This window comes from Halosimplex halophilum, assembly GCF_004698125.1.
Lineage (GTDB): Archaea > Halobacteriota > Halobacteria > Halobacteriales > Haloarculaceae > Halosimplex > Halosimplex halophilum.
On sequence record NZ_ML214297.1, the window covers coordinates 1,220,034 to 1,236,726 of the forward strand.

A 16,693-nucleotide genomic window follows, 5' to 3' on the forward strand; every position below is an offset into this window, starting at 1 on the left:
GGTTATGAGTCGTCTTGCTCGTCGGGTGTATCCTTGTCGGTTTCCGCGGCGCGGGCCTGCCCGGCCTCGGTCAGCTCGACCGAGCCGCCCGCGTCCTCGACCTTCTCCTCGGCCGCCGCCGAGAAGGCGTCGGCGACCAGGTGCAGCTCGTTGCGCACCTGACCGGCGCCGAGCACCTTCACCACGTCGACCTCGTAGCCGTCCTCGACGACGTCACGCGCGTCGATGGCGTAGCCGTCGCCCTCCTCGTCGGCGACGCCCTCGGCCGCCAGCAGCGCGGCGTCCTCGTCGAGCTCGCGGACGTCGACCTCCGCGACCTCGTCCTGGACGTCGTCGGGTCGTTCGAACCCGTGTTTGTCCCACGGGCCGTGGTTGTGCATCTCGTGTTTGCGGCTGCCCGCGTTGCCCCGGCCGCCGCGGTGGCCGGCGCCGCGGCGGTTCTTGTGGGAGCCGCCGCCGTGCGTGCGGGAGCCGCGCTGTCGTTTCTTCTTGGATGTCATCGCATCGCCTCCAGGAGGTCGTCGATGGCCTCGGTGTCGTGCTTGCCGAGCTGGCCGCCCTCCTTGGTGGGGTGTTTGATGCCGTCGTGGCCGCCGCGGGGCGGGTGCAGGCGCAGCGTCGGCGCCAGCCCCTGCTCGCGCAGCGTCGTCTCCTCGTCGACCAGCGCCTCGGCGAGCTCCTCGACGCTCATGTAGTCGGTGTTGGCCACGACCCACGAGTCGTCGATGTCGGCCTCGCCCTCCAGCGGCTCGCCGCGCCGTTCGAGCAGCAGCTCGACCGTCTCGACGCTGGGTTCGCCGTAGGCCACGTAGTCGTTGACCTTCGTGATCATCCCGCGGTACGCCTCCGTCTCCGGGACGAACGCGGCGTGGTTGACGTTGTGGACGTTCAGCATCTCCAGCGTGTCCCGGACGTCCTGGTTCATGTTGACCTCGCCGCGGAGCTGGACGAGCGCTTGCATCACTCGATCACCTCGCGCTTCTCCCAGGTCTCCTGGGGGACGCGGGCCTCGGCGGTGTTCTGGAGCGCGTTGAACGTCGCCTTCGCGAAGTTGACCGTCGTGCGGGTGTTGCCCGACGAGCGCGTCCAGATGTCCTCGATGCCCGCGAGTTCGAGCACGTGGCGGACGGTCTCTCCGCCCGCGAGCCCGAGCCCGCGCGGGGCGGGCTGCAGTTCGACCTCGACGCTGCCGGCCTTGCCGGTCGTCCGGAGCGCGACGGTGTGGGGGCGCCCACAGCCACACTCCCAGGACCCGCAGCCCCGCGAGACGTCGATGAGGTTCAGCTTCGCCACCTCGATGGCCTTCTGGATGGCGCCGCCGACCTGGTCGTCGCGGCCCTCCGCGTAGCCGACGAGGCCGTCGCGGTTGCCCACGACGACCACGCAGCGGAACTTCACGCGGCGGCCCGAGTCGGTCATCCGCTGGACCATGTTGATGTCCAGCACCTCGTCCTCCAGCCCGGGGACGAGCTGGTCGACGATCTCCGGTTCCTTGAGCGGCAGGCCGGAGTTGAGGGCGTCCTGCATCGAGTCGATCTCGCCCTCGGCGACCGCGTGGCCGAGCCGTGTCCGCGGCTCCCAGCCGTTACTCATAGTTCATCCGCCTCCAGCAGTTGTTCTCGCATGTCGTCGAAGTGCTCCGGTAGGTCCGTTGCGTCGAAGTCCCCGCCGTACAGCCCGTCGTCGAGCTGCTCGGCGTACTCGGCGATGTGCTCGCCGCGCGTGCGCGACCAGTCCGCGAGTACGCTGTCGTTGTGGGGAACGTCGAGTCCCGCGTCGATTGCACCTTCCTGTACCGCGAATACTTTGCTACCCGGCGTCGGGGAGTTGAGGCCGATGTCGAGGACGGCCTCGTCGAGGCCGGCCTCCGTCGCGCGCAGCCCCGCGAGGACGCCGGTCAGGTAGGCCGCGGGCATGTTGCCCGTCGGCGCCTCCCAGCCGTACTCCTCGAGGTCGCTCGAGTGCGCGCTCGCGACCGTCTCATCGCCGCTCGGTCCGGTGGTGATCAGCTGCGCCGTGACGTGCCGGTTGCTCTTTCGAGCCACCAGGCGCGGTTTGCCGGATTTCAGCAGGCGCAACCTCTGATGGTAGTCCGTTCGGGCCTCGCGGCGACGCCGCATCGGCACCGTGTAGCGTGGTCCTGTCGCCATTAGTTGTCCTCCAGTGTTCGTTCGATGTCCGCGACGCTGTCGAACTCCCCGCCGCTCGCGCGGTCGTAGAGCTCGCGGTAGCGAGACTTGGATATCTCGCCGGAATCGCGCAGCTCGCGGAGCTTCTCGCGCTGTGCGCGGATCTGCGATTCCCACTTGTCCTTCTCGTTCTCTCGGCCGCCCGCGGTCCCCTTCCGGGACCCCTGTCCCTTCTGGTGACCGTAGGCGCGTTTCTCCTGTCGCTCGCGGGCGCGACCGCGGGAGTTGCCCTTCGGCGCCTCCGCGCGGATCGCTCCCTCGTCGACGAGCTCGCGGATGTCCTCGCGCGTGATGGCGTCCGCGAGTTCGCCCTGGCGTTCCGGATCGAGCCAGATCTTGTTCTCGCCGACGTCCAGCACGTCGGCCGCCATTCGCTTCTGTGCGCTCAGGTCAGTCATCGACTTCGACCTCCTCGTAGGTGGGGTTGAGGACCTTGATCTGCCGGTCCTCGGCCTCGTCTTCGATGCGCTCGCGCTTGCGGCCGCCGACCTTCGAGGCGATGCGGACGGCCTGGGTGTCGCCGTCCACGTCCTCGAGGTCGTCGACGTTGTGCACGCGGACCTCCTCGAAGCCCGAGGGGTGCAGGCCGCGGACCGCCGTCGGCGTGCGGAAGCCCGCCTCGACGGTGTCGCCCTTGCCCTTGATACCGATCCGCTGCTTCGAGAGCGTCCCCCGGGGCTTGCGCCACGAGGTGCCGACGCGCTTTTTCTTGTGGTGGTCCTGGCGGTTGAACTGCGGCTTGCTCGTCTTCCGTCGCTCGTCGAGCAGCCGCTCGGTGTTCTCGTCGATGTCCGGCTCGAAGTCGACCTCGATGCGCGGGCGCAGCTCGGTCTCGACGTCCTCGGCCGGCTCCTCCTCAGCCTCTTCGGTCTCTTCCTCTTCGACCTCGGCCTCGGTCTCCTCGGCGACCTCGAGGCCGCCCACGTCGGCCTTGATGCGGGCCGCCAGCGCGTTGCCCACCACGTCGGCGAGCTCCTCCTGGCTGGCGCCGCGCACGTCGTCGACCGTCTCGTAGCCGGCGTCCTCGAGGTCGGAGGCCCGGGAGGGGCCGACGCCGCTGATGTCCTCCAGCTCCTCGAACTCCTCGTCGGCCTCGGCCTCCTCGGCGAGGTCCTCCTCGTCTTCGGCCGGCTCGGGCTCGCCGAGTTCGTCGTCGGCGGCCTCCTGCTGCGGGAGGCCCTCCTCGTCGGCGTCCGCCTCGTCGCCGGGATCGTTGTCTGGTGTCTCGTCTGCCATCAGGCGTCACCTCGGGTCGGCTTCTGTGTGATGTAGACCCCGTCCTGGAAGACGCGAACGTCCTTGTCAGTGACGCGGGTCAGCTGTTCGATGTCCGCCGCCGTCTGGCCGACGGCTTCCACGTCGGGACCGGACAGCGTGATCGTCTCCTCGGAGACGGATACGTCGGTGTCCCCGTGGATCTCGGTGCGGCGCGGGGCGCGCTCCCCGAGGAAGTTCTCGATGACGACCTCGTCGCCATCGACGTCGACCTGCATCGGGAAGTGGGAGTAGAAGACCTCCATCTCGTACTCCCAGCCCTCCGTCACGCCGTGGAACATGTTCCGAACGTGGCTCTCGAAGGTCCCCAGCGTCGACATCGTCTTGGCGTCGTCTTCCTCGCTCTCGATGACGACGGCGTCGCCGTCGACCGAGACCGACACGTCGGGGTACCAGAGCCGTCGGGTCACGCTCCCGTTCGGACCCTCGACTGTGAGTTCGAGATGGTCCATCTCGGCGCTCGCCTCGTCTGGAATCTGTAGTTCTGTGCGTGGCATTAGTATACGTACGCGATGACCTGGCCACCGACGCCCTCCTCGCGGGCCTCGTAGTGGCTCATGATCCCGTGGCTGGTCGTGACGACGAGCGTCCCGTAGTCGCGGGCGGGGAGGAACCGCTTCTCCCACTTCTCGAACTCGTCGGCGCCCGCCGAGTAGCGGGGCGTGACCGGGCCACACTCGTTTATCGCTCCTTTCAGTTCGACCTCGAACTTGCCGGCCTTGCCGTCGTCGACGAACTCGAAGCCGTCGATGTACCCGCGGTCGTAGAAGACCTCGAGCACGCTGCCGATCTCGTTCGAGGCGGGTGATACCTCGTGGTCGAGATGCCCGACGCTCTCGGCGTTGTCGAGCCCCGAGAGCGCGTTGGCGAGTGGGTCGTTTCCTGTCATGAGTACTTCCTGAAGCCCATGCTTCGCGAGATCTCTCGGAAGCACTGGCGACACAGCCAGATGTCGTACTTGCCGACCAGTCCCTGCTCGCGCCCGCAGCGCTGACAGGACTCCAGCTGGCCGGTCCGCTTTGCAACCTGCTCGCCGGTCTTCTCGGGCTCTGATTCGCTCTCGCTCATTCGCTCACCTCCACGTCGAACGTCCCCTCGACGAACCGCACCGCGTCCGCCACGTCCAGCCGGTGGCTCGACGGGATCTGTCGGGACGCCTTGTCTCGCTTCGATACGCGGTAGCCCGGCCGGACCAGGTTGACCGTCACGTCCAGCCCGTAGATGCCGGTCGTCGGGTCGTACTCCTGGCTCGGGAAGTCGGTGTGTTCCTCGACGCCGAAGCTGAAGTTGCCCGTGTCGTCGAACTGCGACTCCGACAGGTCGACCAGCCCCAGGGCCGTCTCGAGGAACTCGTGGGCCTCGTCGTCGCGCAGCGTGACCTTCGCGCCGATCGGGTCGCCCTGGCGGATGCCGAACTCGCCGACGGTCGCCTGGGCCTGCGTGCGGACGGGCTGTTGCCCGGCCACGTCGGCCAGGATCTCCTCGGCGTCCGCCAGTTCGCGGCCGCCCTCGCCGACGCCCATGTGGACGACGACCTTCTCGACGCGCGGCTCGCGCATCTCGTGGAACTCCGAATCGGCGGTCTCGGAGCTCATTCGTCGTCACCTCCCTCCTCGACGTCGGCCGCGGCCTCGGCGGTCGCGTCCTCGGGGCTCTCGCCCTCGTCGTCGGTGAAGTTCTCGTCGATGACGACGACGTACTCCTCGACCGTCTCGAAGCCGCCGTCGTCCTGTTCGACGATCACGTTGTTGGAGGCGCTGCCGGGCGTGACCTGGATCTCGTCGATCTCGCCGACCTCGCCCGCGTGGGCGCCGTCGACGGCCGTCACCAGCGCGCCCTCCTCGTACTCGAAGTGGGCGACGATCTCGCCGTCGTCGTTCGAGACGACCACGGAGTCGCCGCCGTCGTAGGGGGCGCCCTCGTCGACGACCAGCGTCTGCCCGTCGTGCAGCGTCAGCTGCACGTCGCCGCCGGGCACCGTCTTCTTGTTCACGATCTTGCCCAGCGTGGAGTCCGCGGCCTCCTCGTCGATGGGGGTCAGCGAGAGCCGACCGCCCTCGCCGGGGAACACGCGGTAGTACTCCTCGCGCTCGACGAACGCCAGGATGTCGAACATCCCGACCGGACGCTCCTCGTCGGAGACCGCCTTGCCGTTGATCAGGACGCTGTCCTGCTCTAAGGCGTAGCGGGCCTCCTTGCGGCTGTCCGCGTAGCCGAGCACGTCCCGCAGGACGATGAGCAGGGGCACCCCCGCCTCGCCGTGCGGGCCGGCGTCGGCCTTGACGGTGAACGTCTCGGTCTTGCGCTCGATCGGCCAGCTGTTCGGCACCGAGAGTCGCTTCTGATGTTTCGTCATGCGCTGTCCTCCTCCGATTCGAGACGCTGCTGGCGCCGGTCGTCGTCGAGGTTCAGGTCCGTGACCCGCAGGTTCGAGGCGTCGACCGGACGGGGAACCTCCTCCCCGTCAGCGGCCTCGACCGTCACGTCCTCGACCCTGACCGCGGTCTCGGAGAGGTCCACGTCGATGACCTCGCCGGTCTCGCCGGCGAAGTCGCCGCGCAGCACCTCGACCGTGTCGCCCTCGTTGACGCGCACGTTGCGCTGCCCGTACTCGTCACGGAGGTCCTGGGCGAGGGTCGCCCGGACCTTCTCGTGGCGCTCGTGCAGCGGCGCCGTAGCGTCGTCCGTCCGCTGTTTGCGTGGTTGCTCGCTCATACTATCATCGTCGCCGTCGAGGCGACCGATCCGAATCGCTCCGCGACCTCGCGGGCGATCGGTCCTTTCAGTTCGGTCCCGCGGGGGTCCTCGTTGTCGTCGACGACGACCGCCGCGTTGTCCTCGAACTTCACGCGGGTCCCGTCCGGGCGGCGGATCGGCTTGCGCTGGCGGACGACGACCGCCTCCAGCACCTGCCGCCGCATCTCCGGGGTCCCCTTCGTGACCGAGACGGTGATCTTGTCACCGATACCCGCCTTCGGGTGGCGGTTCTTCGCTCCCGAGTAGCCGGCGATGGAGATGACCTTCAGCTCGCGTGCGCCCGTGTTGTCGGCGCAGTTGATCAGCGAGCCCTTCTCCAGGCCCTGGGTCACGTCAGCCTTCATCGCCTCCATCAGTCGTCACCTCCCGCGCGGGAGACCACGACGTGGCTCTTCGTCTTCGAGAGCGGTCGACACTCCGCGATCGTCACTGTATCGCCCTCGTCGAGGTCGAGACACTCGGGTGCGTGGGCCGGAACACGGCTCCGCCGTTTCATCAGGCGGTCGTATTTCGGCACCGGCACGTCGTACTCTCGCTCGACGACGACGGTCTTGTCCATGTCGGTCGACGCGACTGTGCCCTCGAGCGTCTGCCCGCGCACCGAAAGGGTGCCGTGGAACGGGCAGTTCTCGTCGTCACAGGCCGCGTCGGGTTCTTGTACGTTCAATCCTAGCGCCATTTGCTATCACCAGATTTCTCCGTTCGTCGTGCAGGCCGTGCGACCAGCCTGCGCCCTTCGACGGTCACGACCTCGGCCGGGGCGTCGCCCGCCCCGGGGAGCGTGAACTCGAAGGTGGTCCCCGCCTTGGGGACCGTCGCCACCCGATCCGCTCGCTCGGCGGACCCGCTGTCCGCTCGCTCCGAGGACTCGCCGCCCTCGCGCTCGATCCCGAGGGTGTTGGTCGTCTCCGCGACGACCTGCCCCTCGATGTCGAGCAGGTCGGGGTTGTCGCCCGCGCGGACGCGGGCCGCGAGCCCGACCAGTTCGTGTCTCGCCAGCGTCTCGGGTGTCAGCGGCATTATTCGGACTCCTCGAGGTCGCCTTCTTCCCGCTGGACCGTCTTGATCCGCGCGATGGCCTTCCGGAGCTCCTTGATGCGACCCGGGTTCTCCGGGGCGCCGCCCGCGGCCTTGACGGCCCGGTCGTTCAGGAGTTCGGTCTCCAGCTCCTCCAGCTCCGCCTCGCGCTCGGCGGGCGTCATGTCGCGGATCTCCTCGGTGTAGAGGACGGTCATTGCTCACCCTCCTCGTCGTCGGCGTCGGACGCCTCGTCGGCCGCGTCGGCCTCGGCGTCCTCGGCGTCTTCCATCTCCTCGACGAGCTCCTCGGCTTCCGCCTCGGTCTCCTCGTCGAGCTCCTCGTCGACGGCCTCGTCGAGGCCCTCGAGCTCCTCGTCGATGTCCTCGTCGTCGGGCACGTCCACGTCGTCGAACTCCTCGGTCTCCTCGGCGGCCTCCTCGATGACCTCCTCGTCGACCTCGGGCTCGGCCGGCTCCTCGTCGGTCTCCGGCTCGGTCACCGGTTCGGCGTCGGCCTCGTCGGGCTCGCCCTCGAGGAGCTGTTCGACGGACTCGTCGTCGACGTCCTCGACGTAGTCCTCGACTTCCACGTCCTCGTAGACCTCGAAGTCGTCGGGCAGCTCGGCGTCCGGCGGGATGATCTTCACCTGCACCCCGATGGTGCCGAGCTTCATGACCGCGGTCCCGATACCGTGGTCGACGATGTCCTCGGCGGGTTCGCCGTTGTGCTTGATGTACCCGCGGTTGAACTTCTCCACGCGCGAGCGGGCGCCCGTGACCTTCCCCGAGAGGACGATCTCGGCGCCCTTCGCGCCGGACTCCATGATCCGGTCGATCGTGGTGTGACCGGCCTTCCGGAAGTACCAGCCGCGTTCGAGGGCGTTGGCCAGGCGGTCGGCGACGATCCGGGCGTTCAGGTCCGGCTCGTCGACCTCCTGGACGTCGACCTGCGGGTCCTCGAGGTCGAACCGCTCCTCGAGCTCCGTCGTGATCTTGCGGATGTTCTTCCCGCCCTTGCCGATGACCATGCCGGGCTTCTCGGCCTTGAGGACGATCTGGGTGCCCATCGGGGTCTTGGCGACCTCCATGCCGCCGTAGCCCGCGCGGCCCAGCTCGTCGGCGAAGAACTCGTCGATCTGGGTCCGCTGGAGGCCGTCCTCGATGAACTGCTGTTCGTCGGCCATTACTGCTCCTCCTCCGGTTCTTCGAGGATCAGTTCCACGTCGACCTGCGGGGAGTTCCAGGGCGAGGCCCGCCCCATCGCGCGGGGCTTGCGGCCCTGGGACTCGCCGACCTTGTGGGCGGCGACGTGCATGATCTCCATCGACTCGCCGTCGAAGCCCTGCTCGTCGGCGTTGCCGACGGCGTTCTCGAGCAGGTCGAGGAAGCCCTCGCTGGCCTTCTCGGGGTAGCGGCCGGCGTCCCAGCCGTCGATGTCGTTGCGGTGGCCGACGCCCGAGTTGTGCTCGCGGAAGGGCACCGACTGCTCTTCGGCGATGACCGCCTCGAGGTACTCGACGGCCTCGGCGGCCGTCTTCCCCTTGATCTCGCGGGCGATGGCCTTGCTGTGCTTGTGGCTCATCTGACGCTCCCGAAGCATCGCTTTCGCCGTGGTCTCCGGGTCGGCGTCGACTGAGTAGCTGATTCCCATGTTATTTGAGCGGTACGAACTTCGAGGAGCGCGTGGCCCCGATGCCGGCCTGGCCGTGCTCGACGGAGGTCCGTGTCAGCTGGAACTCGCCGAGGTAGTGGCCGAGCATCTCCGGCTCGACCTTCACTCGCTCGAAGCTCTGGCCGGTGTAGACGGCGAAGGTCAGCCCGACCATCTCCGGCACGATCGGCATGTCGCGCAGGTGCGTGCGGATGGGGTCGTTGGCCGTCTCCTCCTCGCCGGCCTCGCGGGCCTCTTCGAGCAGCTTCTCCTTCTCGACGGAGAGGCCACGCGTGATACTTCGCCGCTGTCGAGCGGGCAGCAGTTCCGCGACTTCCTCGAGGTCCATCTCCTGCAGCTCCTCGAGCGTGTGGCCACGGTAGGTGAACTCACCCTCGTGACCGATCTGGTACTCTGAACTCATTTGTTACCACCTCGGCCGGTGCGGCGCGAGGAGATGTCGCCCACCTTCCGGCCCGGCGGGGCGTCCCGCGAGACGGACTTGGGCTTGCCGGGGTGCTGGCGACCGCCCCCACCGAAGGGGTGGTCGACGGCGTTCATGGCCACGCCGCGAACGTTGGGCCACTTGGTCCCCCGTGCTTTCATCTTGTGATGTTTGTTGCCGGCCTTGACGAACGGCTTCTCCGTCCGGCCGCCGCCGGCCACGACGCCGATCGTCGCGCGGCACTCCGGGTCCAGCCGCTTGGTCTCCCCGGAGGGGAGCGTCACGACCGCCACGTTGCGGTCGTGGGTCAGCAGCTGGGCGTTGACGCCCGACGCGCGGGCGAACTTCCCGCCGTCGCCGGGGTTGGCCTCGACGTTGCAGACGGGGACGCCCTCCGGGATCTCCGCCAGCGGGAGCGTGTTCCCGGGCGCGATCTCGGCGCTGACGCCCACCTGGATGCGGTCGCCGACGCCGACGCCCTCGGGCGCGAGGACGAGCCGCTGGTCGCCGTCCTCGAACTCGATGGCCGCGACGGGCGCCGAGCGGGCCGGGTCGTGTTCGATGTCCACGATCCGCCCCTCGACGATGTCGCCGTCTTCGACCTTGCGGTGCGACAGTTCGGCCTTGTAGCGGTGCGACGGCGCTCGGAACGTCGAGGTGCCGCGACCGCGTCGTTGTCCCTGGATTCGTCGTCCCATGGTCAGAACACCCCGATCCTCGAGGCCACGTCCTCGGCCTCGTCGTCCTCAGAGAGCTTGACGTACGCCTTCTTCTCGCCGTCCGGCTGGACCTGCGTCTGCACGTCCACGACCGTCACGTCGAACTGCTCGGAGACCGCGTCGGCGATCTCCGGCTTGGCGGCGTCGCCGGCGACGACGAACTGGAGCTTGTTCTGGAAGTCCAGGTCGTCCATCGCCTTCTCCGTCATGTTCGGGTACTTGATGATATCACTCATCGCTCGGCCACCTCCGCGACGGCCGATTCGGTCCAGACGGTGAGGCGACCGGCGTCGCCGCCGGGCGCCAGGTCCTCCGCGTTGACCTGGGCCGCGGTCGTCACGTCAGCGCCCGCGAGGTTGCGGGCGGCCTTCGAGGGCTCCTCGCTCGTCACGAAGAGGATCGACTTCGCGCGGTTGTACTTGCGCCCGCGGGTCGTCCCGCGGCCGGCACGAACCGTCGCGTCGTCGGCGCGCTCGATGTCGGCGTCGACGCCGAGCGACTCCAGCACGTCGACGACCTCCTGGGTCTTCACGAGGTCCTCGAAGTCGTCGGAGACGACCAGCGGGAGCTCGACGTCGTCGTCGAAGTCGTGGCCGCGGTCGGCCACCGTGTCGGCGTCCGCCGTGGCCGCGACGGCCGAGCGGACGGCGAGTTTCTTCTCCTTCGTGTTGATGTCGAGCCCGCGGTCCTTCTCCGCTTTCGGCGGGTGCGCGCGGCGACCGCCGACGGTCTGGGGGACGCGTCGCCCCTGGCCGTTCTCCCGGGGGACGTGGGCCATGCCGCGGCCGCTCCCCTGGGACTCGGCGGGCGTGCGCAGCCCCGCGTAGTCGTCGCTGCCGTAGTCCTGCTTCCGGTTGGCCTGGGCGGCGTTGACGGCCCGCCGGATCAGGTCCGGGCGGTAGGCCGTCTCGAACACCTCGGGGAGCTCGAGGCTCCCGTCGTCGTCGCCGTCCAGGTCGCGTACTGTCGTTTCCATGCGTTAGTCCTCCTGTGATGTCGCGGCGCGTCCGCGACCGCCCTGGTTGGACTGGGTCGAGACGTACCGGACCTCGGGGTCGAGGCGGGGCTGGTCGTTCGGCCGGACCGCCGGCCGGAAGCGCACGACGCGCTGGTCCGGACCGGGGACCGAGCCCTTGACGAGCGTGTACGGCCCGTCGACCTCGCCGTAGTTGACGAAGCCGCCCTCGACGGTGGCGTCGTCGCCCTCGCCGATGTCGATGAGCCGTTTGTTCAGCTCGGTGCGCTGGTGGTAGCCGGTCTGCCCCTGCTGGGGGACCGTCGAGCGCACGCGCGAGGGGTTCCACGGGCCGAGGTTGCCGATGCGTCGGCGCCAGCCCTGGCGGGCGTGTTTGCCCTTCCGCTTCTGGACGCCCCAGCGTTTGACGGGGCCCTGGGTCCCTTTCCCCTTGGTGACCGCGGCCACGTCGGCGTACTCGCCGGCGCGGAACACGTCGGTCATCGAGTGCTCGCCGCCGTCGGCGACCAGATCGAGCCCGAAGTCGAGGCGGTCGGACAGGGAGCCACCGCCGACCCGGGTCTCCATGACCTCGGGTTTCTTGCGCGGGACGCCGGGGATCTCGGTCGGGACGGTGTGCGTGATGACGCGCACGTCCCCGAGGTCGCCCGACTCGTGTGCTTCGCGGATCTGTTCCTCTGCGGCGTCAGCGTCGTGGTCCTCCGGCACGTCGAGGGTCCGGTCGAGCTCCCCGTGGAACTCGTCGGCCCACACCTCCGTGAGGGGACGCTGGCCGTACGGCGTGTCTTCGTAGGCTCGGAGCGCGACCGCGCGCATCGGCGGCGTCTCGACGACCGTCACCGGGACGGTCTCCTCCATCCCCTCGCGGGGGGAGTCGGGCTCGTCGTTGATCAGCACGACGTGCGTCATGCCGGCCTTGTAGCCGGCGAAGCCCTGGAGACCCGGCTGGCCGTCGTCGTCGGGCCAGCTGTTGAACCGCGGGGTCTCACTCGCCGCTCGCGTACGCGGGCCGAAGCCCAGCGAGCCTTTGCGTGGTCTGTTCGTACCTGGCATTTGTCTTACCTCGTCAGCCTGAGGGGCGAGAGCGTGGCGAACACCGCTTCCTCCGTTCGCACGACCTCGCTACCCTGGTCCGGAACCGTGTTGAGCCAGAGGTCGAACCTGTCGTCGCCTGTCTCCGCCGCGACGGCCTCCGGGTCCTCGCCGAGGATGGGGGGCAACCCCCGTTCCGGCGCGCCGAAGGCGACCGTCAGGTCACCCAGGGGCGCCGCCTCGTCGCCGGATGCGTCAGTGTCGTCGGATCCGCCCGACCCGGTACCGGACGCGTCGCCATCGTCGCCGCCACGAAGCCGTGCGACCAGCTGGTCGAGCTTCGTGACGGTCAGCTCCTCGCCGTAGCGAGAGGCCGCGATGGTCAGTCCGGCGTCGGGACGCGCGAGCGCGTCGTCGATCTCGGCCGAGTCGACGACGAACCCTGCCGCGGGCTCGTCGACGAGCTTCGCCCGAACCGGTCGTCGCGAAGAGACCCTGACGGAGACGCGCTCCCCCTCCCCGACCTCCATTCCGGAGGGGACGGGCAGGGAGACTGGGTGTTGCAGGCCGCAATTGACCCGTACGCGTCCATCAGCACCGACCTCGGTCACGATTCCCTGTCTTAACGACCCCGATTCGTCCGAACCGGAGCCGGTCCGTGAACGGACCCGGAGCGCCGGCAGGACCCCCGCGTACTCCAGTTCGTCCCGCCTGTCCCATACCTCCTTTCGGAGGTAGGGGGGTGTGGCGGCGTACCGCAGCACCGTTTCGACGAACCCGGCACCTCGCTTCTCGACCCCGTCGGGGTCGGGATAGACCGTCAACCGGTCCACCCGGAAGACCGCGGCCGCGCGGGCCACGTATCCGACCTTGCGAGTCGCCTCGCGTTTGTCTTCGGCCTCCCGGGTGAGGGATGCCGGCACGAGCACGCTGGTGGTCATGCCGTGACGCTTCCGCGCCGCGCCACTAGACTGTAGCGATACATCCCCAGCCCACCCTTAAAAAAAGCGCGCTTCACGCGCGCGGAGGGACGCGTTCACATGCCCCCCGTTCACACGGAGGCCACGCGACGGGCCCGATACGTCCCGGACAGCCGCCGCTTCGCGTCGAGGTAGTATTCGCCGGGTCCGGCAGTCGCGACGGAACGGCCGAGCCCGGAACGCCACCGCCCCGTCTCCCGGAACTCTACCGTCCTGTCTCGATGTCCGCGCACGCGGCGTGGTCGGGTGGACTCGCGCGCGAGCGTCCCGCCGGCGCGCCGCTCAGTCGTGGCTCGGTATCGTCTCGTCGCAGACCGGGCAGCTGCCGCGGCCCTGCCCGGGGTCGAGGTCGTTCGGCTGGCCTGTCCACCCGCAGACTGGACACTGGACGGGGTCGCCTGGCATAACGCGTCTGGACACGCGTCGCCGGCCGGAAAAGCGTGGTGGCAGGCGACCGGCGGACGCGACCGTCCGCCCCGGCGAATCGACAGCCTGCGCCGTCGTCGCCGTCGCCGGTCCGACCGATTCGGAAGTCTTTTATCCCTTTCCGCCAGTCGTTTACGATGTGAGGCGCACCGGGCGACCGGGCGACGCCGAGCGTGCGACGGTAGTGTAGTGGTATCACAGGACCCTGCCACGGTCCTAACGCGAGTTCAAATCTCGCCCGTCGCACTTTTCCACAATTCGACGGCGCGGAGTCCCGTCTCCGCGCCTCACTGAAAAATCGCTCCGAGATCTGAAGTAGCTCGGTCGCGCAGCGAGGTGAGCGAGCACGTCCGGGCTACTTCAGATCCCGCCCGTCGCACTTCTCGTCCCCACGTCACGAGCGGACGCGCTACGCTGTCCTGTTGGTCCTTGAGCGGGCCCGTCCGCACGACGCATCGCTCGGACGGGTTCGACCGGACGAGAGACTCGCGGTAAAGCGGCGCCTACGGCTGATACGGTGAGAGTACCCGGTCCAAGTAGGGGTCCGGTGGCACCGAGCGGGAACGGGGATCAGTCCGCGTGCCGGGCGTCGCGCGCGTTCCGGCGGAGTTCCGCCTTCCGTTCCTCGATGGCGCCTTCCAGCGCGGCGCGCAGGTCGACGCCGGTCGCCTCGTCCAGCGCCTGCTGCAGTTTCGCGAGCGTCTCGTCCTCCTCGTAGGAGGGCGAGTCCGGTAGGCCGGACATACTCAACGGACTTCCGAGGTCGGTACTTAAGCTTTCGGTCCGGGTATCTCGCCTGAGAACCCCGCAACCAGCCGGCAGCCACTCGGTCCCGGTCCGTGCCGGGCGGGTTCGGACGCCCGTTCGAGCGACGGCGGAGCGCCTTTGACCCGCGCAGCCGTACCCTCGGGCATGACGGTCATCGGCTTTCTGAGCGTGGCACCGGTCATCGAGGGCAGCATGTCCGAGGAGGTCGCGAAGGCGGTCGCGGCGCTCGACGACTTCGACGTGGGGTACGAGACGACGCCGATGGGGACGGTCATCGAGGCCGACGACTCGGCCGAGCTGTTCGCGGCCGCGCAGGCCGCCCACGAGGCCGTCGACGCCGACCGCGTGAGCACGTTCCTGAAGGTGGACGACAAGCGGACCGTCGACCGGTCCGCCGGCGAGAAGGTCGACGCCGTCGAGGAACACCTCGGGCGGGAAGCGAGACGCGAGCGGTCGGAGTGACGGCCGGACAGCTGCGGCCGTCCGACCGGTCGGGCGGCGCGGACGACCCGCCCGGGCGGGCCGGGCGGTCCGCATCGGCGAACCGAAGACCGAAGGCCCAGCGGCGTGGATGCGGGGTATGGAGAGTCTCAACCGGACCGCGACGGATCTGGTCGACGAGGCGCTGGACTTCGCCGACGAGCTGAACGTCGCGGCCCACCAGCTGGACAGCGACGCGCTGGTCGTCGACTTCGGCGTCGACGTGCCGGGCGGCGTCGAGGCCGGGCTGATGCTCGCGGAGATCCAGACCGCCGGGCTCGCGACCGTCGAGAGCGACCTCGGCGAGGTCGCCGGCGCGCCGCTGACCCACGTCGAACTGTCGACCGACCACCCGGCGCTGGCACTGCTGTGCTCGCAGAAGGCCGGCTGGGAACTCAGCGTCGACGGCTTCGAGGGGCTGGGCAGCGGCCCCGCCCGCGCGCTCGTCGCCGAAGAGGACGAGTTCGGGCGCGTCGGCTACGAGGACGACTTCGAGTTCGCCGTCCTCGCGATAGAGACCGAGGAGGTCCCCGGCGAGGCCGTCGTCGAACACGTCGCCGAGCGGGCGGGCGTCGCCGAGAGCGGCGTGTTCGTCCAGGCGTTCTCGACGGCCAGTCTCACCGGTAGCGTCGCGATGGCCGCCCGCGCCGCCGAGCTCGCGACGTTCCGCCTCTCGGAGCTGGGCTACGACCCGCTGGACGTCCTCTCGGTGACGGGCTCGGCGCCGGTCGCGCCGGTCGCCGACGACGAGGAGACGGCGATCGCGCGGACCAACGACGCGCTGGCCTACGGCGGTCAGGCACACCTCGTCGTCGACGAACCGTTCGACCGGTTCGACGAGGTGCCCTCGACCGCGACCGACGAGTACGACACGCCGTTCGCCGAGATCTTCGCCGACGCCGACTGGGACTTCTACGAGGTGCCCGAGTCGGTGTTCGCGCCCGCGCAGGTGACGATCGACGTGGTCGGCGGCGACACGCACGTCCTCGGCGACGTGAACGACGAGCGGCTCGCCGAGAGCTTCGGGCTCTAGCGTGCGCTACAAGATCGTCCCGCCGGTCCGCGACGTGGCCTTTCTGGAGGCCGCCCAGCGGGCCCTGCCGCTGGTCCCGGGGACGGTCGAGGACTGCTGTCTCCGGATCGTCGACGAGACGGCCGCGCCCTCCCGGGACGCCGCCCGCGAGTACCTGACCTTCCTCCAGGCGCTCGAACTCGCGGAGGAGACGCCGCGGGGGTTCAGGCGACGGCGCGTCGACGCCGACGAGGCGGTCCTCGCCGACGCCTTCGAGCGGCGGGTGTTCGGCGCGCGCGAACTCCTCGACGCGCTCCGGGGCGCGGGGTCGCTGACCGTCGACGAGGCGTTCGACGGGATGCGCGAGCACGTCCCCCGCTGGGAGCGCGACCGCCACACCGACTGGGAGGGCGAATGGCGCGAGCGGACCGAGCGGCTGCTCGGGTGGAGCGTCGCGTTCGGGGCGGCGACCCGAGACGACGGCGACCGCTATCGGCCGATCGAACGCTCGTAGACCGGCCGTCTCTGTCCGGCCGGTCTACCTGTCGCCGATCCACTGCCGGGCCTCGGCCATGTCCGAAGTCAGGAACGGCTCCGCGCCGCTGGGATCCGCCCCGTCCATCATGCTCTCCACGTCCATCTCCGAGATCACGCTGTCCGGGTGGACGATCGCGGAGTACTCGAGACCGACATCGAGCGCGCGCGGCATCCAGTCGTTCCGTAGCCACTCCTGGTCCTCGGCGTCGTGGGCGTTGACGTTGCGCGTGTCGGTCAACGCCTTGGTGGCGTTTTTCCGTTTGATGGCGTCGAGTAGTGCCTCGCAGGCGTCCCTGAACGTCTGGCCCGAGACGTACTCGTCCCAGGTGAACACGACCGCGTCGATGTCGTCGTCCCATTCGATAGTGTAGTTCGCCGCGTCCTCGATGGTCTCGGCGGACATACCCGGTAGAATCCGGTTGTCCGT

29 protein-coding genes and 1 tRNA gene are annotated in these 16,693 nt (G+C 69.2%); 4 read left to right on the forward strand and 26 right to left on the reverse strand.

Annotated features, from left to right (window positions below; genetic code table 11):
• Positions 1-2: 2 nt before the first annotated feature.
• The 24 genes from E3328_RS06110 to E3328_RS06225 are packed head-to-tail and all read right to left on the reverse strand — an operon-like array spanning position 3 to position 13,004.
• Positions 3-500 carry an uL15m family ribosomal protein gene (locus E3328_RS06110; protein WP_135363706.1) on the reverse strand — a complete coding sequence of 166 codons (498 nt, stop codon included), beginning with the start codon at positions 498-500 and terminating at the stop codon, positions 3-5.
• Positions 497-961 (reverse strand): 50S ribosomal protein L30, encoded by a 465-nt coding sequence (locus E3328_RS06115; protein WP_135363707.1) that lies wholly within the window; start codon positions 959-961, stop codon positions 497-499. The genes E3328_RS06110 and E3328_RS06115 overlap by 4 nt, the downstream gene beginning before the upstream one ends.
• A complete protein-coding gene (locus tag E3328_RS06120; RefSeq protein WP_135363708.1) occupies positions 961-1,593 on the reverse strand; it encodes a 30S ribosomal protein S5 in 633 nt (210 codons plus the stop codon). Before E3328_RS06120 ends, E3328_RS06115 begins: the two co-directional genes overlap by 1 nt.
• Positions 1,590-2,150: a 50S ribosomal protein L18 gene (locus tag E3328_RS06125; RefSeq protein WP_135363709.1), complete on the reverse strand. Its 561-nt coding sequence runs from the start codon at positions 2,148-2,150 to the stop codon at positions 1,590-1,592. Before E3328_RS06125 ends, E3328_RS06120 begins: the two co-directional genes overlap by 4 nt.
• Positions 2,150-2,587, reverse strand: a complete 438-nt coding sequence (locus tag E3328_RS06130; RefSeq protein ID WP_135363710.1) for a 50S ribosomal protein L19e — start codon at positions 2,585-2,587, stop codon at positions 2,150-2,152. The genes E3328_RS06125 and E3328_RS06130 overlap by 1 nt, the downstream gene beginning before the upstream one ends.
• A complete protein-coding gene (locus E3328_RS06135) occupies positions 2,580-3,425 on the reverse strand; it encodes a 50S ribosomal protein L32e (RefSeq protein ID WP_246022909.1) in 846 nt (281 codons plus the stop codon). The genes E3328_RS06130 and E3328_RS06135 overlap by 8 nt, the downstream gene beginning before the upstream one ends.
• Complete coding sequence (locus E3328_RS06140) at positions 3,425-3,961, reverse strand: 50S ribosomal protein L6 (protein WP_135363711.1); 537 nt, start codon at positions 3,959-3,961, stop codon at positions 3,425-3,427. Before E3328_RS06140 ends, E3328_RS06135 begins: the two co-directional genes overlap by 1 nt.
• Complete coding sequence (locus E3328_RS06145) at positions 3,961-4,353, reverse strand: 30S ribosomal protein S8 (RefSeq protein ID WP_135363712.1); 393 nt, start codon at positions 4,351-4,353, stop codon at positions 3,961-3,963. Before E3328_RS06145 ends, E3328_RS06140 begins: the two co-directional genes overlap by 1 nt.
• Positions 4,350-4,532, reverse strand: a complete 183-nt coding sequence (locus E3328_RS06150) for a 30S ribosomal protein S14 (protein WP_123533624.1) — start codon at positions 4,530-4,532, stop codon at positions 4,350-4,352. Before E3328_RS06150 ends, E3328_RS06145 begins: the two co-directional genes overlap by 4 nt.
• Complete coding sequence (locus tag E3328_RS06155; protein WP_135363713.1) at positions 4,529-5,059, reverse strand: 50S ribosomal protein L5; 531 nt, start codon at positions 5,057-5,059, stop codon at positions 4,529-4,531. The genes E3328_RS06150 and E3328_RS06155 overlap by 4 nt, the downstream gene beginning before the upstream one ends.
• Entirely contained in the window at positions 5,056-5,820 is a 765-nt protein-coding gene (locus E3328_RS06160; RefSeq protein WP_135363714.1) for a 30S ribosomal protein S4e, read from the reverse strand. The genes E3328_RS06155 and E3328_RS06160 overlap by 4 nt, the downstream gene beginning before the upstream one ends.
• Positions 5,817-6,179, reverse strand: a complete 363-nt coding sequence (rplX, locus tag E3328_RS06165) for a 50S ribosomal protein L24 (protein ID WP_135363715.1) — start codon at positions 6,177-6,179, stop codon at positions 5,817-5,819. The genes E3328_RS06160 and rplX overlap by 4 nt, the downstream gene beginning before the upstream one ends.
• Positions 6,176-6,574, reverse strand: a complete 399-nt coding sequence (locus E3328_RS06170) for a 50S ribosomal protein L14 (RefSeq protein WP_006884834.1) — start codon at positions 6,572-6,574, stop codon at positions 6,176-6,178. Before E3328_RS06170 ends, rplX begins: the two co-directional genes overlap by 4 nt.
• The gene (locus E3328_RS06175; RefSeq protein WP_135363716.1) at positions 6,574-6,900 is read right to left on the reverse strand and encodes a 30S ribosomal protein S17; all 327 of its coding nucleotides are present in this window, start codon (positions 6,898-6,900) and stop codon (positions 6,574-6,576) included. Before E3328_RS06175 ends, E3328_RS06170 begins: the two co-directional genes overlap by 1 nt.
• A complete protein-coding gene (locus E3328_RS06180; RefSeq protein WP_135363717.1) occupies positions 6,891-7,241 on the reverse strand; it encodes a ribonuclease P protein component 1 in 351 nt (116 codons plus the stop codon). The genes E3328_RS06175 and E3328_RS06180 overlap by 10 nt, the downstream gene beginning before the upstream one ends.
• On the reverse strand, positions 7,241-7,456 hold the full coding sequence (gene rpmC, locus E3328_RS06185; protein WP_135363718.1) for a 50S ribosomal protein L29: 216 nt from the start codon (positions 7,454-7,456) through the stop codon (positions 7,241-7,243). Before rpmC ends, E3328_RS06180 begins: the two co-directional genes overlap by 1 nt.
• On the reverse strand, positions 7,453-8,424 hold the full coding sequence (locus E3328_RS06190; RefSeq protein WP_135363719.1) for a 30S ribosomal protein S3: 972 nt from the start codon (positions 8,422-8,424) through the stop codon (positions 7,453-7,455). The genes rpmC and E3328_RS06190 overlap by 4 nt, the downstream gene beginning before the upstream one ends.
• Positions 8,424-8,891: a 50S ribosomal protein L22 gene (locus tag E3328_RS06195; protein WP_135363720.1), complete on the reverse strand. Its 468-nt coding sequence runs from the start codon at positions 8,889-8,891 to the stop codon at positions 8,424-8,426. Before E3328_RS06195 ends, E3328_RS06190 begins: the two co-directional genes overlap by 1 nt.
• A 1-nt stretch (position 8,892) precedes the next feature.
• Complete coding sequence (locus E3328_RS06200) at positions 8,893-9,315, reverse strand: 30S ribosomal protein S19 (RefSeq protein WP_135363721.1); 423 nt, start codon at positions 9,313-9,315, stop codon at positions 8,893-8,895.
• Complete coding sequence (locus E3328_RS06205) at positions 9,312-10,034, reverse strand: 50S ribosomal protein L2 (RefSeq protein ID WP_135363722.1); 723 nt, start codon at positions 10,032-10,034, stop codon at positions 9,312-9,314. Before E3328_RS06205 ends, E3328_RS06200 begins: the two co-directional genes overlap by 4 nt.
• A gap of 2 nt (positions 10,035-10,036) precedes the next feature.
• The gene (locus tag E3328_RS06210; RefSeq protein WP_135363723.1) at positions 10,037-10,291 is read right to left on the reverse strand and encodes a 50S ribosomal protein L23; all 255 of its coding nucleotides are present in this window, start codon (positions 10,289-10,291) and stop codon (positions 10,037-10,039) included.
• Positions 10,288-11,031 carry a 50S ribosomal protein L4 gene (gene rpl4p, locus E3328_RS06215; protein WP_135363724.1) on the reverse strand — a complete coding sequence of 248 codons (744 nt, stop codon included), beginning with the start codon at positions 11,029-11,031 and terminating at the stop codon, positions 10,288-10,290. Before rpl4p ends, E3328_RS06210 begins: the two co-directional genes overlap by 4 nt.
• Before the next feature lie 3 nt (positions 11,032-11,034).
• The gene (rpl3p, locus tag E3328_RS06220) at positions 11,035-12,084 is read right to left on the reverse strand and encodes a 50S ribosomal protein L3 (protein ID WP_135363725.1); all 1,050 of its coding nucleotides are present in this window, start codon (positions 12,082-12,084) and stop codon (positions 11,035-11,037) included.
• A gap of 5 nt (positions 12,085-12,089) precedes the next feature.
• Complete coding sequence (locus tag E3328_RS06225) at positions 12,090-13,004, reverse strand: putative RNA uridine N3 methyltransferase (RefSeq protein WP_135363726.1); 915 nt, start codon at positions 13,002-13,004, stop codon at positions 12,090-12,092.
• 640 nt (positions 13,005-13,644) lie between these two features.
• Here E3328_RS06225 and E3328_RS06230 point away from each other — a divergent pair.
• A tRNA-Gly gene (locus tag E3328_RS06230) sits at positions 13,645-13,715 on the forward strand.
• 324 nt (positions 13,716-14,039) lie between these two features.
• Here the strand turns inward: E3328_RS06230 and E3328_RS21825 are convergent.
• Positions 14,040-14,213 (reverse strand): hypothetical protein, encoded by a 174-nt coding sequence (locus E3328_RS21825; RefSeq protein WP_167837323.1) that lies wholly within the window; start codon positions 14,211-14,213, stop codon positions 14,040-14,042.
• Between the two features lie 168 nt (positions 14,214-14,381).
• Here E3328_RS21825 and E3328_RS06235 point away from each other — a divergent pair, with 168 nt between their 5' ends.
• The 3 genes from E3328_RS06235 to E3328_RS06245 all read left to right on the forward strand — a co-directional run bounded on the left by E3328_RS06235 (position 14,382) and on the right by E3328_RS06245 (position 16,243).
• The gene (locus tag E3328_RS06235; RefSeq protein WP_135363727.1) at positions 14,382-14,699 is read left to right on the forward strand and encodes an MTH1187 family thiamine-binding protein; all 318 of its coding nucleotides are present in this window, start codon (positions 14,382-14,384) and stop codon (positions 14,697-14,699) included.
• Positions 14,700-14,817: 118 nt separating this feature from the next.
• On the forward strand, positions 14,818-15,750 hold the full coding sequence (mch, locus tag E3328_RS06240; protein ID WP_135363728.1) for a methenyltetrahydromethanopterin cyclohydrolase: 933 nt from the start codon (positions 14,818-14,820) through the stop codon (positions 15,748-15,750).
• Between the two features lies 1 nt (position 15,751).
• Positions 15,752-16,243 (forward strand): double winged helix-containing putative transcriptional regulator, encoded by a 492-nt coding sequence (locus E3328_RS06245; protein WP_135363729.1) that lies wholly within the window; start codon positions 15,752-15,754, stop codon positions 16,241-16,243.
• Positions 16,244-16,267: 24 nt separating this feature from the next.
• Here the strand turns inward: E3328_RS06245 and E3328_RS06250 are convergent, their stop codons facing one another.
• Positions 16,268-16,669, reverse strand: a complete 402-nt coding sequence (locus E3328_RS06250; RefSeq protein ID WP_135363730.1) for a hypothetical protein — start codon at positions 16,667-16,669, stop codon at positions 16,268-16,270.
• Between the last annotated feature and the right edge of the window lie 24 nt (positions 16,670-16,693).

Bases quoted from the DNA above. Each gene is read 5' to 3' on its own strand.
- E3328_RS06110 (WP_135363706.1), bottom strand. From the start codon at position 500: ATGACATCCAAGAAGAAACGACAGCGCGGCTCCCGCACGCACGGCGGC.
- E3328_RS06115 (WP_135363707.1), bottom strand. From the start codon at position 961: ATGCAAGCGCTCGTCCAGCTCCGCGGCGAGGTCAACATGAACCAGGAC.
- E3328_RS06120 (WP_135363708.1), bottom strand. From the start codon at position 1,593: ATGAGTAACGGCTGGGAGCCGCGGACACGGCTCGGCCACGCGGTCGCC.
- E3328_RS06125 (WP_135363709.1), bottom strand. From the start codon at position 2,150: ATGGCGACAGGACCACGCTACACGGTGCCGATGCGGCGTCGCCGCGAG.
- E3328_RS06130 (WP_135363710.1), bottom strand. From the start codon at position 2,587: ATGACTGACCTGAGCGCACAGAAGCGAATGGCGGCCGACGTGCTGGAC.
- E3328_RS06135 (WP_246022909.1), bottom strand. From the start codon at position 3,425: ATGGCAGACGAGACACCAGACAACGATCCCGGCGACGAGGCGGACGCC.
- E3328_RS06140 (WP_135363711.1), bottom strand. From the start codon at position 3,961: ATGCCACGCACAGAACTACAGATTCCAGACGAGGCGAGCGCCGAGATG.
- E3328_RS06145 (WP_135363712.1), bottom strand. From the start codon at position 4,353: ATGACAGGAAACGACCCACTCGCCAACGCGCTCTCGGGGCTCGACAAC.
- E3328_RS06150 (WP_123533624.1), bottom strand. From the start codon at position 4,532: ATGAGCGAGAGCGAATCAGAGCCCGAGAAGACCGGCGAGCAGGTTGCA.
- E3328_RS06155 (WP_135363713.1), bottom strand. From the start codon at position 5,059: ATGAGCTCCGAGACCGCCGATTCGGAGTTCCACGAGATGCGCGAGCCG.
- E3328_RS06160 (WP_135363714.1), bottom strand. From the start codon at position 5,820: ATGACGAAACATCAGAAGCGACTCTCGGTGCCGAACAGCTGGCCGATC.
- rplX (WP_135363715.1), bottom strand. From the start codon at position 6,179: ATGAGCGAGCAACCACGCAAACAGCGGACGGACGACGCTACGGCGCCG.
- E3328_RS06170 (WP_006884834.1), bottom strand. From the start codon at position 6,574: ATGGAGGCGATGAAGGCTGACGTGACCCAGGGCCTGGAGAAGGGCTCG.
- E3328_RS06175 (WP_135363716.1), bottom strand. From the start codon at position 6,900: ATGGCGCTAGGATTGAACGTACAAGAACCCGACGCGGCCTGTGACGAC.
- E3328_RS06180 (WP_135363717.1), bottom strand. From the start codon at position 7,241: ATGCCGCTGACACCCGAGACGCTGGCGAGACACGAACTGGTCGGGCTC.
- rpmC (WP_135363718.1), bottom strand. From the start codon at position 7,456: ATGACCGTCCTCTACACCGAGGAGATCCGCGACATGACGCCCGCCGAG.
- E3328_RS06190 (WP_135363719.1), bottom strand. From the start codon at position 8,424: ATGGCCGACGAACAGCAGTTCATCGAGGACGGCCTCCAGCGGACCCAG.
- E3328_RS06195 (WP_135363720.1), bottom strand. From the start codon at position 8,891: ATGGGAATCAGCTACTCAGTCGACGCCGACCCGGAGACCACGGCGAAA.
- E3328_RS06200 (WP_135363721.1), bottom strand. From the start codon at position 9,315: ATGAGTTCAGAGTACCAGATCGGTCACGAGGGTGAGTTCACCTACCGT.
- E3328_RS06205 (WP_135363722.1), bottom strand. From the start codon at position 10,034: ATGGGACGACGAATCCAGGGACAACGACGCGGTCGCGGCACCTCGACG.
- E3328_RS06210 (WP_135363723.1), bottom strand. From the start codon at position 10,291: ATGAGTGATATCATCAAGTACCCGAACATGACGGAGAAGGCGATGGAC.
- rpl4p (WP_135363724.1), bottom strand. From the start codon at position 11,031: ATGGAAACGACAGTACGCGACCTGGACGGCGACGACGACGGGAGCCTC.
- rpl3p (WP_135363725.1), bottom strand. From the start codon at position 12,084: ATGCCAGGTACGAACAGACCACGCAAAGGCTCGCTGGGCTTCGGCCCG.
- E3328_RS06225 (WP_135363726.1), bottom strand. From the start codon at position 13,004: ATGACCACCAGCGTGCTCGTGCCGGCATCCCTCACCCGGGAGGCCGAA.
- E3328_RS21825 (WP_167837323.1), bottom strand. From the start codon at position 14,213: ATGTCCGGCCTACCGGACTCGCCCTCCTACGAGGAGGACGAGACGCTC.
- E3328_RS06235 (WP_135363727.1), top strand. From the start codon at position 14,382: ATGACGGTCATCGGCTTTCTGAGCGTGGCACCGGTCATCGAGGGCAGC.
- mch (WP_135363728.1), top strand. From the start codon at position 14,818: ATGGAGAGTCTCAACCGGACCGCGACGGATCTGGTCGACGAGGCGCTG.
- E3328_RS06250 (WP_135363730.1), bottom strand. From the start codon at position 16,669: ATGTCCGCCGAGACCATCGAGGACGCGGCGAACTACACTATCGAATGG.